This window comes from Mycobacterium sp. NGS62, from assembly GCF_059812285.1.
On sequence record NZ_JCALCK010000003.1, the window covers coordinates 89,661 to 102,661 of the forward strand.

The following is a 13,001-nucleotide window of genomic DNA, read 5'->3' on the forward strand; positions in this document are numbered from 1 at the left end:
GGCGGCTAGTGCACTTCCTCCGGCTGCTCCAGCACGACGTACGTCGGGTCGACCATCGACACCGGCCCGTTGCCGCTCTGCCGCGCTTTCCCGGTGATGCGCAACAGTTGTCCCGGCTGGATGTCGGCGCCTCCCCCTCCGGGACGGAACGTGACGCGGACATCGCCGCTGTCGTCACCGACGATGATCCACCGCAAAGTCCGTCGCCGTTTGGCGATGTCTTCGACCTGGCTGACCCGTCCTTCGATGGTGGCGCGTTGCCCGGGAATCAAGCCCTCCACGGCGATCACCGCCGACGGTCGCTCCGGATGCTCGTAGTCGTCGACGTTCTGTTGCTCACCGCGCGACACCCGCGCTTGCAGCTTGTCGACTTCGCGCGCGATGCGCTGCTCGAGCGAGTCGGGAAAGGCGTCCCTGATCCGGGATTGCACATCGTAGGGGACGATCGTGGCGGCGGCGTCCGGGATGCGGCTGACGGCCCGGGCGATCTTGTCGGCGGTGCGGTCGTGCAGCAGTCGTCCCAGCAGCGGCGCGTAGGTGCGGCGCGGCAACAGCACCGTCACGTTGGTGTCGGGGTGTTCGTTGCCGGCCTTGGCAACCAGTACCTGTGCGGCGCGGGTGATCTGCCGGTCCGGGCAGTCCACCACCCGCAGCCGGGTGTCGAGATCGAAGTGTTCCCACCGTTTGCGTAACTGCGCGGCAAGAGCAGCGTCGACCATGAAATGCACCGCGATCAACTCGTCGGACCGCAATCCCCGGCCATATCGCAGCGCCTCGATGACCGCAAGGTCGACGGAGTTCACGAAGACGAACACCCGGTGACGGGCGTATTTGACCAATTCCGGTCGGTCGGTGCGAAACATCTCGAGAATGGCTGCCTCGGCGCGGTATTCGCGGTTCAGGCGGGTCAATGCGAACACCAGCAGCGGGAAGACCACCACCACCATCCAGGCGCCCTCGGTGAATTTCGCCACCGCAAAGATGCCCACCACCACTGTCGACAGGATTCCCGCGGAAAGATTGATCGCCAGCTTGTGACGCCAACCGGTCTGCCGGTGCGTCAGGTGGTGCTTGGTCATTCCATAGCCGGCCATCGAAAACCCGGTGAACACCCCGATCGCGTAAAACGGCACCAGCGCGTTGACCGAACCGCCGGTCACGATCAGCAACGCCACCGACAGCGCGGTGAGCGCAATGATGCCATTGGAGAACACCAGACGGTGACCGCGTTTCATCAGCTGACGCGGCAGAAAGCGGTCCTCGGCAACAAAACTGGCCAGCGCGGGAAACCCATTGAAACTGGTGTTGGCGCCGGTGAACAAGATCGCCGCCGTCGCGGTCTGCACGAGCAGATAAAGACCATGCCCAATCAACCCGTTGCCGAATACCGCCCGAGCCACCTCCGAGAGCACCGAAGGGTACTCGTCGAGATAGGGAGTGGCATGCGTGGCGTGGGCCAGATAGGCGACACCGGCCAACAAGAAACCGAGGGTGCAAGCCATTGCGGTGAGCACCCGGCGGGCGTTGTGGCCCTGCGGCTTACGAAAGACATTGACGGTGTTGGAGATCGCCTCCACCCCGGTCAACGACGACCCGCCGTTGGCGAACGCACGTAGCACCACCAGAATCGTCGCACCCATCATTAGCCCGTTGGTGTGGTGAACCGGGACCGCGCCGGCAAGGTGTTCGGAATCGTAAACGGGCAATCCCCAGAAGATCTTTCGTACGACACCAGTGACAATCGTCAGCGTGATCATGAACACGAAGGAATAGGTGGCCGCCGCGAAAGGCAGTCCTGCTTCCCGTAATCCGCGCAGATTCGCATAACAGATGGCGAGCACCACGCCGACGGTGATTTCCAGACTGTAGGGGCCAAGCGATGGGATCGCGGAAACCACCGCAACGGTTCCCGCCGCGGACTGCACTGCGACCGTGACCACGTAGTCGATCAGCAGTGCAGCGGCGGCGACCTGCGCCACCCGCGGACCGAAGTTCTCCCGGGCCACCACGTAGGAGCCGCCGGCCCGGGTGTAGGCCATCACCACCTGGCGATACGACGCGGCCACCAACACCAGAATCAGCAGGATGGCGCCGGTGATCGGGAGCAACAAAACGAAGGCGGCCAGGCCGGCATGCGGGAGCAACTCCACCAGGATCTGCTCTGGGCCGTAGGCGGTCGACGAGATCGCGTCAGGTGAAAGAGCGCCAAGTGCAACGGGATTCGATAGCCGCTCGGAGCTCAGCTCCTCGGTGATCAAGGGTTTGCCGAGGAAGATGCGCTTGCCCACGTCGCCTAAGGACAGCGGGATGCGCAGTGGGCGAGTCGGTGTCGTCACGTGACCAGGGCGCCGTCGACGAGTTCGTCGAACCGCTCGATCGCCTCGTCGCCGTCGGCGTCGATCCCTCGCAGCGGGCCGCGGTCGGCCAAATAGCGCTGGGCGTATAGCCGGGCGACCAGCGCTTTGCGTTCCGCTCCACGGGACTCCCGCTCCCAGGCCGCCTGCTCGACGAGCAGGGCGCCCGCGTAGACGTCGCCCATGAACTGGGTGAGCGGGAACAGCCGTGCTTCGGCCACCCCGCCGTCCAGTTTGGTCCAGGCGGTGATCGCCGCTTCGAGGTCCTCCGCACGGCGTGATACCAACCGCGTCGTGTCGTCGTCGTCCGATACCGACACCGCATCGTGCAGCCGCTCGAGCAGCGGCGTCTGCGCTTCGATGCGCTCGATGCCGCGCCGCACGTCCAGGCACAGGATGTTGTCCGGGCCCTCCCAGATGGTGTTGACCTGTGCGTCGCGCAGCAGCCGTGCCACCGGCCACGACTCGATATAGCCGTTGCCACCGTGGATTTCGATCGCATCCGAGGCCATGGTGATGCCGAGCCGGCAAACCTTGAGCTTGGTGACGGGCACCGCGATGCGCTGACGCACCGGTCTTGGCTGGCGGTGGTTGACGGCGCCGGTGCCGTCGAAAACCATCGCCTGGGCGGCTTCGACGTCGACGATCATCTCGGCCAGCTTGCGGCGCATCAACGGCTTGTCGATGAGCGCGTCGCCGAACGCCTGTCTTCGCCGCGCATAACAGAGCGACTCGACCAGCGCTCGGCGGGCGTTGCCGACCGCGAACAAGGCAATGCCCAACCGCGCGGCGTTGGTCAGCTCCATCATCCGGCCGAGCCCCTTGCCGTCGTGCGAGCCTTCGCCGGGCGGTTCGCCGGAGAGCAAAAACGCTTCGGCGTCGACGAACTCGACCTCGCCGGAGGCCACCGAGCGGGTGCCGAGCTTGTCCTTCAGTCGGCGGATGCGCACGCCGTTGCGCGACCCGTCGCGCCGCGTCCGCAACACCAGGAAGGTGGCCACCCCACGACTGGAGTCGGGCGCCCCCTCGGGTTTGGCCAACACGACGAAAACCTGGCCGTCGCAATTGGATGCGAACCACTTGAACCCGTTGAGCAGCCATGCGTCCCCGCGTCGCGTCGCCGTCGTCTCCAGCGCGCCGAGATCCGAGCCGCCGGTGCGCTCGGTCAACAGTTGCGCGGTCTCGCCCTCCCACTCGCCGGTCTCGAATTTGGCCAGCACGTGCTCGCGCACGTCGGCCGGCGCGTACGCCGCGACCAGTGACTTGACCATGCCGCCGCCGGTGCCCAGCGCACAGCCCATCCCGATGTCCGCCTGGTTGAGCAGATAGTTGGCCGCGAACAACGGCAGCGACGGGTTGACACCGGCTTTTCGGGCGTCGTCTTTGAGAGCCTGGTTCGCGTCCAGGATCGCGCGTTTGGACTCGGTGAACGACGTCGGCTGGAGCACCGTGCTGACGTCATGTCCCCAACGGTCGTAACGCTCGAGCCGCGCCGGGTTGCGGTCGGTCTCCTCTGCCCACCGCGCCACCGGTCCGCCCATCAGTTCGCCGATGCGTGTCAGGTGCTTTTCGGCGACGGCCAATGCATCGGGTGCCAGGTAGTAGGCCATGGTGAACTGCAGGCTCGGATCGGTTTTGTACCAGTTGAGCCCGACGGCTCCCCGGTAGTTCTCCGTGCGGTACCGGTCGGACTTCTCGGGCGTGGCGAACGGCAACCGGTCCACGGCCTCCAGGTCGTACTGGGTCATGGTGTGACGGTATTACACGGCGCTGGGAATTGAGCCTCGCAACAGCCAAGAGCTGATAGCCTCCGCCACGATCCCTCGACGTGACTAAAGAGGCTGCTGTGGTGGAACAGTCGTATCCGGTCAAGGCTGCCGGAGCGTTCATCGGTGCGCTGATCGTGATCGGCCTTGTGACGCTCGGCAACACATCCAGCCCGCCGGTGATGGCGCTGCCGTCGACCGAGGTGCCGTCGCCCGTTCCGAACCGGCCCGCGGGGGTTCCTGTCGAGGCAGACACCTTGGCGAAGCTGGACTCGTTGGCCATCAAGGGGCGTGCACCCAAGACCGGCTACCACCGCGACCTGTTCGGCCAGCGGTGGAGCGACGACGTGACGGTGGCCGACGGCCACAACGGCTGCGACACCCGAAACGACATCCTGCGCCGCGACTTGACGGACAGCACCATCAAACCGGGAACGCACGGGTGCGTCGTGCTGGCCGGGACGCTGAACGATCCCTATACCGGCACGACGATCGCGTTCCAACGTGGCCAGGACACCTCCCGGCAGGTGCAGATCGATCACATCGTGGCGTTGTCGGATGCGTGGCAGAAGGGCGCCCAGCAATGGGACGAGGACAAGCGCCGCAACTTCGCCAACGACCCGCGCAACCTTCAGGCCACCGACGGGCCGGCCAACGAGCAGAAAGGCGACGGCGACGCGGCAACGTGGTTGCCACCCAACAAGTCTTACCGCTGCACCTACGTGTCGCGGATCGTCGACGTCAAAGCCGCCTACGGCGTCTGGGTCACCCAGGCAGAGCACGATGCCATCGACCGGATTCTGGCGAGCTGCGATGGGTCCGTCGACGCAACCTCGATCGCCCCAGTTGCGCCCGCGGCTGCACCGTCGTCGGTCTATTACCCGAACTGTAAAGCCGCCCGGGCCGCCGGCGCGGCGCCGTTGCACATCGGCGAACCGGGATATCGGCCGGGGCTCGACGGCGACGGCGACGGCGTCGCCTGCGAGTAGCGGGCTGGCCTAACCGAGCCGCGCAACCGCGGCGGCGATCCGTTCATCGGTGGCGGTGAGCGCCACCCGCACATGGCGGGTGCCGCCGCGGCCGTAGAACTCACCGGGTGCGACCAGGATGCCGCGCTCTGCCAGCCATGCCACGGTGTCCCGGCACGGCTCGCCGCGGGTCACCCACAGATACAGCCCGGCCTCGGAATGGTCGACGGTGAAGCCGGCCGAGCGGAACGCGGGCAGCAGCGCGCTGCGCCGACGCTGGTAGCAGTCGCGCTGCTCGCGCTCGTGGCCGTCGTCGTCGAGTGCCGCGACCATCGCCGCCTGCACGGGCGTGGGCACCATCATCCCGGCATGTTTGCGCACGGCCAGCAGTTCGCCGACCACCAGCGGGTCTCCTGCGACGAAACCGGCCCGGTAGCCGGCCAGCGACGAACTCTTGGACAGCGAATGCAGCGCCAGCAGACCGGTATGGTCGCCGTCGCACACCGACGGATGAAGAATCGACAACGGCGCGGCGTCCCAGCCCAGACCCAGATAGCACTCGTCGGACGCCACCAGCGCGCCGCGTTCCCGCGCCCACTCGACGACGCTCCGCAGCTGGTCTGCTCCGAGCACCCGGCCGGTCGGGTTGCTCGGCGAGTTCACATACACCAGCGCCGGCGACTGCGAACCCAGTTGGGACACCGAATCAGCGTGCAGCACTTCCGTCCCGGCCAGCCGGGCACCGACGTCATAGGTGGGATAGGCCAGCTCGGGCACCACCACCAGATCGGCTGCGCCCAACCCCAACAGCGTCGGCAGCCACGAGATGAGCTCTTTGGTGCCGATCACCGGCAGCACGCCCGCCTCGGTCAATCCGGTGACGCCGAAGCGGCGGCTCAGCGCGTCGACGGCCGATCGCCGCAACCGGGGAGTGCCGGCGGTGGTGGGGTAGCCCGGCGCCGCGCTGGCCGCGGCCAGGGCCTCGCGGACCAGCGGCGCCACCGGGTCGACAGGGGTGCCGACGGACAGGTCGACGATGCCGCCGGGGTGAGCGTTGGCCAACGCACGCGCTTCATCGAGGGTGTCCCAGGGGAACACCGGCAACGACGCCGACACCGGCCGCCGGCGAGTGATCTCGCTCAGGCGTCCTCGCCCTGTGGCGGCAGATCTTTGACCACCTGCGGGTCGTTCTCGGTCATGCCGACCTTGGCCGCACCGCCCGGTGATCCGAGCTCGGTGAAGAAGTCGGCGTTGAGCTGTGTGTAGTTACTCCACTGCTCGGGCACATCGTCTTCGTAGTAGATGGCCTCGACGGGGCAGACCGGCTCGCAGGCGCCGCAGTCCACGCATTCGTCAGGGTGGATGTACAGCATCCGGGCACCCTCATAGATGCAGTCGACCGGGCATTCCTCGACGCATGCCTTGTCTTTGATGTCGACGCAGGGCTCGGCGATCGTGTACGTCACGAAGGTCTCCTCCATGTGCTGTTCAATGACGCGGACCTGTTGGTTACTGATACTAGACGTTGCATCTAACGGCGGTTGGTGGTGGTGTCGGTGCCGGGTGGTTACCAATGCCCGCCGACAGGACGGCACTGGCCAACACCCAACTCGTGTTGGCGAAACCGGCCCGAACGACGCGGGAACCGACGTTCGCGCCGCACCTGCGGCCTGAACCGACGACGCCCGAGAACGGCGAGCCAAAACACCACGCTGTTTGGCCAGCTTCAGACGTTGCATATACAGAACAAGCACCGCACTGTCTATGCAACTAGTTGCATAGTATGCTGCCCGAGTGGCATTGCCGCACGCGATCCTGGTGTCCCTGTCCGAACAGTCCGGCTCTGGCTACGAGTTGGCCCGCCGATTCGATCGCTCGATCGGGTATTTCTGGACCGCCACCCATCAGCAGATCTACCGCACCCTGCGGGCGATGGAGGACGACGGCTGGGTGCGCGTGACGCCGGTGGCCCAGCAGGGGCGGCCGGACAAGAAGGTTTACACGGTCTCCGACGCCGGACGCGCAGAATTGGCCCGCTGGATCGCCGAACCGCTGACTGGGCGGGGCAGCGCGTTGTCCGACACCCGAACCCGTGATGTCGCCGTCAAACTGCGCGGCGCGGCCTACGGCGACCTGTCGGCGCTGCGGACCCAGATCGCAGCGCTGCGCGCCGAGCATGCCGAATTGTTGGACGCCTACCGCGGATTCGAGAAATCCCAGTTTCCCGATCCGTCTGCGTTACGCGGCACCGCACTTCATCAGTACCTGGTGCTGCGCGGCGGCATCCGCGCCGAGGAGAGCGCGATCGATTGGCTCGACGAGGTGACGAAAGCACTATGACATATCCAAACCTGTTGTCGCCGTTGGATTTCGGCTTCACGACGCTGCACAACCGGGTCGTCATGGGGTCGATGCACACCGGGCTGGAAGACCGGTCGCACCACATCGACCGGCTCGCCGAGTACTTCGCCGAACGGGCCCGCGGCGGTGTCGGCCTGATCATCACCGGCGGTTACGCACCCAACCGGACCGGATGGTTGCTGCCGTTCGCCTCGGAGTTGGTTTCCTCTGCGCAGGCACGCCGCCACCGTCGCATCACCAGTGCCGTGCATGACGCCGGCAGCAAGATCCTGCTGCAGATCTTGCATGCCGGACGGTATGCGTATCACCCACTGTCGGTGAGCGCCTCGTCGATCAAAGCGCCGATCAATCCGTTTCGGCCACGCGCGTTATCGTCCCGCGCCGTCCAGAGCACGATCGCAGATTTCGTCCGCTGCGCTGCGTTGGCGCGCGAAGCCGGTTACGACGGCGTGGAAATCATGGGCAGCGAAGGCTATCTGGTCAACCAGTTCCTGGCGCCACGGACCAACAACCGCAGCGACCACTGGGGCGGCACACCGGAGAAGCGCCGCCGCTTCCCGGTGGAGATCGTCCGCCAGACCCGCGCCGCCGTCGGCCCCGATTTCATCCTCTGCTACCGCATGTCGCTGGCCGACTACGTCGAGGACGGCCAGAGTTGGGACGAAACCCTCGCGCTGGCAACCGAAGTCGAAGCCGCTGGCGCTACTCTGATCAATTCCGGTTTCGGCTGGCACGAGGCGCGGGTACCGACGATCGTCACGTCGGTGCCGGCCGGCGCGTTCGTCGACATCAGCCATGCCCTCGCCGGGCACGTCAGTATTCCGGTGGTGGCGTCCAACCGGATCAACATGCCGCAGGCCGCCGAGCAGATCCTGGCCGATACCGACGTAGCGCTGATCTCGATGGCACGACCGCTGCTGAGCGACCCGGAGTGGGTGCGCAAAGCCGCTGCCGATCGCGCCGACGAGATCAACACCTGCATCGCGTGCAACCAAGCATGTCTGGATCACGCGTTCGTGCACAAAAAGGTGTCGTGCCTGCTGAATCCGCGAGCCGGCCACGAGACGCAGTTGGTGCTGTCACCGACGCGGCACGCCCGCTCGGTGGCGGTCGTCGGGGCCGGCCCGGCCGGGCTGGCCGCCGCCGTCAACGCCGCGCAGCGCGGCCACGCCGTCACGCTGTTCGAGGCGGGCGACGTCATCGGCGGCCAATTCGACCTCGCCCGGCGAATTCCCGGCAAGGAAGAATTCAACGAAAGCATCCGGTATTTCACGACAATGCTGGATCGACACGGCGTCGCGGTGCGGCTGCGCACCCGGGTATCGGCCGACGAATTGTCCGGCTATGACGACGTCGTACTGGCTACCGGGGTGGCGCCGCGGATCCCGGCGATCCCCGGCATCGACCATCCGATGGTGCTGACGTATGCCGAGGCCATCAGCGGCGCCAAGCCGGTCGGCAAGTGTGTCGCGGTGATCGGCGCCGGCGGTATCGGCTTCGACGTCAGCGAATTCCTGGTCACCGATTGCTCGCCCACGCTCAACCTCAAGGACTGGAAGGCCGAATGGGGTGTGGCCGACCCGCACGACGGCCGCGGCGGGTTGACCACGCCGATCCCTGCGCCGCCGGCGCGCGAGGTCTACCTGCTGCAGCGCAGCAAAGGCCCGCAGGGCAAAGGGCTGGGGAAGACCAGTGGTTGGGTCCACCGAGCGTCGCTGAAATCCAAAGGCGTGCACCAACTCTGCGAGGTCAATTACGAACGCATCACCGACGATGGCCTGCATATCAGCTTCGGGCCGAACCGGCGGCGCCCACAGCTGCTCGCGGTGGACAATGTCGTCGTTTGCGCGGGCCAGGAGCCGGTACGTGACCTCGAAGAGGGGTTACGGGCCCGCGGGGTGAACCCGCACATCATCGGCGGGGCCGCCCTGGCCGTCGAGCTGGACGCCAAGCGCGCGATCCGCCAGGGCACCGAGTTGGCCGCGCGGTTGTAGCCCCGCCTCTGCCGCGAGCGTGCGTGTCCCCGGGCGACACGCCGAGCGTGTCGCCGGGACTGCGCACGCTCGCGCCCCCAAGACGGAACTAGTACCCGGCCAGCAGACGCCGCACCCGGCTCAGTGCTTGCGGACCGGCGGTACTGCGGATTCGCGAGGGATCGGCGGGGCGCCGCCCCCACAACAGCAGCACCCGGGCCGCCGCATCGGTTTCCAGCGTGGCGGGTCCGTCCGGCGCGACGAGCGCGATAGTGACCGACCCCGCCTCGGCGGTCACGGCGATGTCGTCGGCGCCGGGAACCCGCAGCCTCGACTCGATGCGTTCGCCGGGATTGAGCAGCTTAGCGCCCTTGGCCAGCAACGGTTTTCCCACGGCGACCACGCTGTGTGTCGTCATCCACGGTTGGGCCAGTTGGGTTTGCGCTGCGGCATCGTCGCCGGTGATGTCCCAGCTGTGTAGGACCAGCTCTTCGCGCATGTGCTCGGCGAACCAGGGAACTTTCATCGTCCGGCCGGTCCAGGCGACATCGGTATCGCCGGGTAGGTCGTCGGCGGCGTGGGCGACCTCGTTCAGCGTTGCCATTCGTGCCTGCAGCGCCTCCCACAGCTCGGTGTCGTTCAGTGCGCGCAGCGGTCCCTCGCGTTCCTCGAAGCTGCGCGTCTCGACGGGTGTGCCCTCGAGATGCCCGCTGAGCACCCGGGCGAGTTCCTCGGCGTTGCCGGCTTGATGGACGACGATGTCGCGCACGGTCCACGCCTCACACCAGGTTCCGGCGTCGGGGCGGCGCCGCTGGACAGCGTCGAGGAAGGGTTGCCACTCGGGGAATCGGTCGGTGTCGATTTTTGACTGCACAGTGCGGATCTCCCCTCCGGACGGTTCATCACGCCGCGAGCGTGCGTGTTCCCGGTCCTCAGCGCGGCGTGTCGGCCGGGGACACGCACGCTCGCGCAGAAACAGGAAGGTACGTGGTGGTGCGCTGGCGGGCGGGGCGGCCGATGCCCTCGGCGATTGCCACCAACTCGGACACGGTTTTCGCCGACCCGTATTCCGAGCCGGCCATCCGCGAGATGGTCTCCTCCATCAGGGTGCCGCCCAGGTCGTTGGCGCCGCCGTTGAGCATGACCTGCGTGCGCTCCACACCAAGCTTCACCCAGCTGGTCTGGATATGAGAAATACGATCGTGCAGCATGATTCGGGCCAGCGCATGCACAGCGCGGTTGTCCCGATGGCTGGGCCCGGGCCGCGCCGCGCCCGCCAGATACAACGGCGAGCTCTGATGCACGAACGGAAGCGGCACGAACTCGGTGAAACCGCCGGTGCGGTCTTGGATGCCGCGCAACACGTTCAAGTGGGCAACCCAATGCCGCGGATTGTCGACGTGGCCGTACATCATCGTCGACGACGACCGCAGCCCCACCTGGTGGGCGGTCGTCACGATGTCGATCCACTCCGACGTCGGCAGCTTTCCTTTGGTGAGCACCCAGCGCACGTCGTCGTCGAGAATCTCGGCGGCGGTTCCCGGAATGGTGTCCAGGCCGGCCTCCCGCAGGCTGATCAGCCACTCCCGGATCGAAAGCCCGCTCTTGGTCACCCCGTTGGCGATCTCCATCGGCGAAAACGCATGCACGTGCATCGACGGCACCCGGGCCTTGACGGCCCGCACCAGGTCGGCGTAGCCGGTGACCGGCAGCTCAGGATCGATACCGCCCTGCATGCACACTTCGGTCGCGCCCGCGACGTGGGCCTCCCAGGCCCGGTCGGCGACCTCCGCGGTCGACAGCGAATAGGCATCGGCATCGCCCTTGCGTTGGGCGAACGCGCAGAACCGGCACCCGGTGTAGCAGATGTTGGTGAAGTTGATGTTGCGGTTCACCACAAACGTCACGTCGTCCCCGACGGCATCACGGCGCAGCGAATCCGCCAGTGCGGCAACAGCGTCCAACGCAGGGCCATCGGCGTTCGCCAACGCCAAATACTCGTTATCGGAGCAGCCGGCGGGGTCGCGTTCGGCAGCGCGCAGTGCGGCCAGTACGTCGGTGTCGATGCGCTCGGGTGCGCGCGCAGCCAGCTCTTCGACATGCGCACGGATTGCATCCCAATCCCCGAACGCGCTGTCGAGGTCACTGCGGGCCTCGGTGCTGCGGCCTTCGCTGTCGATCGCGGCGTTCAAATCCACCCGGCCCGACGATCCCACGTCGTCGGGCTCTTGCCACGGCATACCGGCCGGCTTAAGGTCGCGGGCCAGGCCGGTCTCTGAATCGGCAAGCGCCGCAACGTGATCACGGACACGGGGATCGATCCACGCCGCACCGGCCTGCACATATTTGGGCTGCGCGGTCAGCCGCTCCACCAGGTCATAACCGGCTTCGGCGGTGACGGCGGCGAGCTCGTCCAGAGCGGGCCAGGGCCGTTCCGGGTTGACGTGGTCGGGAGTCAGCGGGGAGACACCGCCCCAGTCGTCGACACCCGCGGCGAGCAGGGCCAGGCATTCGGCCCGCGACACCAAATTCGGCGGCGCCTGGATTCGCATTCCCGGTCCGAGTACCAGTCGCGCAACCGCCACGGTGGCCAAAAAGTCGTCGATGCCCGCGTCTGGCGCCAACGCCATTGCGGTGTGTTCCTTGGCCCGGAAGTTCTGCACGATCACTTCTTGAATATGGCCGAACTCCTTGTGCGACTTGCGGATCGCGTGCAGGGTGTCGGCGCGCTCATGCAGCGTCTCGCCAATGCCCACCAGCAAACCTGTAGTGAACGGAATCGACAGCCGGCCGGCGTCGGTCAGCGTGCGCAGCCGAACCGCCGGATCTTTGTCCGGGCTGCCGTAATGGGCCAGCCCGCGGGTTTCGAACAGCCGCCGCGACGTCGTCTCCAGCATCATGCCCATCGACGGCGCCACCGGCTTCAGTCGCGACAGCTCCGACCAGCTCATGACGCCGGGGTTCAAGTGCGGCAGCAGCCCGGTTTCCTCCAATACCCGGATCGCCATCGCCCGCACGTAGGACAGCGTGCTGTCATACCCGCGTTCGTCAAGCCACTGGCGCGCCTCCGGCCAGCGCTGCTCAGGCCGGTCACCAAGGGTGAATAGTGCTTCTTTGCAACCCAGTTCGCCGCCGCGACGGGCGATGTCGAGGACCTCATCCGGTTCCAGATACATCCCGGCGCCGTGAGCGCGCAGCTTACCCGGCACGGTCACGAATGTGCAGTAATGACAGGTGTCGCGGCACAGATGTGTGACCGGGATGAACACCTTGCGCGAGTAGCTGACCGGCAGCCGGCCGTGCGCACCGCGTCGCCCAGCCGATTGCAGGCCCGCGTCGCGTACCCGCGCCGCGCTGCGGCACAGTTCAGCCAGATCTTCACCCCGCGCGGTCATCGCGATGGCCGCTTCATCGATGTTCAATGCCACCCCGTCGCGGGCTCGCCGCAACACCCGCCGCAGCGCAGACGTGCTGGGTTTCGGCGGCACTGCGGGGTTGGGCAGCACGGTCGGCTCATCGCCGGATCTCAGCGGCACGGTGGTGTAACTTCCCTCCGGCCGGATTTCATCCGCGCCCAGC

Annotated in this window: 9 protein-coding genes; 3 read left to right on the top strand and 6 right to left on the bottom strand. The window is 66.7% G+C overall.

Translation table 11 applies throughout. From position 1 onward, the window contains the following. Positions 1 to 5: 5 nt before the first annotated feature. Together AC5Y49_RS09800 and AC5Y49_RS09805 are read right to left on the bottom strand one after the other, a co-directional pair. A complete protein-coding gene (locus AC5Y49_RS09800; RefSeq protein ID WP_499886500.1) occupies positions 6 to 2,336 on the bottom strand; it encodes an APC family permease in 2,331 nt (776 codons plus the stop codon). Further along, on the bottom strand, positions 2,333 to 4,102 hold the full coding sequence (locus AC5Y49_RS09805) for an acyl-CoA dehydrogenase family protein (protein WP_499886502.1): 1,770 nt from the start codon (positions 4,100 to 4,102) through the stop codon (positions 2,333 to 2,335). The genes AC5Y49_RS09800 and AC5Y49_RS09805 overlap by 4 nt, the downstream gene beginning before the upstream one ends. An 80-nt stretch (positions 4,103 to 4,182) precedes the next feature. Here AC5Y49_RS09805 and AC5Y49_RS09810 point away from each other — a divergent pair, with 80 nt between their 5' ends. Continuing rightward, positions 4,183 to 5,109, top strand: a complete 927-nt coding sequence (locus AC5Y49_RS09810; RefSeq protein WP_499886503.1) for a GmrSD restriction endonuclease domain-containing protein — start codon at positions 4,183 to 4,185, stop codon at positions 5,107 to 5,109. Between the two features lie 9 nt (positions 5,110 to 5,118). Here the strand turns inward: AC5Y49_RS09810 and dapC are convergent, their stop codons facing one another. Continuing rightward, the gene (dapC, locus tag AC5Y49_RS09815; RefSeq protein WP_499886505.1) at positions 5,119 to 6,204 is read right to left on the bottom strand and encodes a succinyldiaminopimelate transaminase; all 1,086 of its coding nucleotides are present in this window, start codon (positions 6,202 to 6,204) and stop codon (positions 5,119 to 5,121) included. 23 nt (positions 6,205 to 6,227) lie between these two features. After that, positions 6,228 to 6,554 (bottom strand): ferredoxin, encoded by a 327-nt coding sequence (gene fdxA, locus AC5Y49_RS09820; RefSeq protein ID WP_499886507.1) that lies wholly within the window; start codon positions 6,552 to 6,554, stop codon positions 6,228 to 6,230. 328 nt (positions 6,555 to 6,882) lie between these two features. On the opposite strand from fdxA, the gene AC5Y49_RS09825 reads away from it, so the two are divergent. Both AC5Y49_RS09825 and AC5Y49_RS09830 read left to right on the top strand, forming a co-directional pair. Beyond that, a complete protein-coding gene (locus AC5Y49_RS09825) occupies positions 6,883 to 7,428 on the top strand; it encodes a PadR family transcriptional regulator (protein ID WP_499886509.1) in 546 nt (181 codons plus the stop codon). Then, on the top strand, positions 7,425 to 9,443 hold the full coding sequence (locus AC5Y49_RS09830; protein ID WP_499886511.1) for an oxidoreductase: 2,019 nt from the start codon (positions 7,425 to 7,427) through the stop codon (positions 9,441 to 9,443). The genes AC5Y49_RS09825 and AC5Y49_RS09830 overlap by 4 nt, the downstream gene beginning before the upstream one ends. An 88-nt stretch (positions 9,444 to 9,531) precedes the next feature. Here AC5Y49_RS09830 and AC5Y49_RS09835 read toward each other — a convergent pair whose 3' ends face one another. Together AC5Y49_RS09835 and AC5Y49_RS09840 are read right to left on the bottom strand one after the other, a co-directional pair. Beyond that, positions 9,532 to 10,296, bottom strand: coding sequence for a maleylpyruvate isomerase N-terminal domain-containing protein (locus AC5Y49_RS09835; RefSeq protein ID WP_499886513.1), 765 nt, complete (start codon positions 10,294 to 10,296; stop codon positions 9,532 to 9,534). 58 nt (positions 10,297 to 10,354) lie between these two features. Beyond that, positions 10,355 to 12,958: a bifunctional FO biosynthesis protein CofGH gene (locus AC5Y49_RS09840; RefSeq protein WP_499887220.1), complete on the bottom strand. Its 2,604-nt coding sequence runs from the start codon at positions 12,956 to 12,958 to the stop codon at positions 10,355 to 10,357. Positions 12,959 to 13,001: the final 43 nt, after the last annotated feature.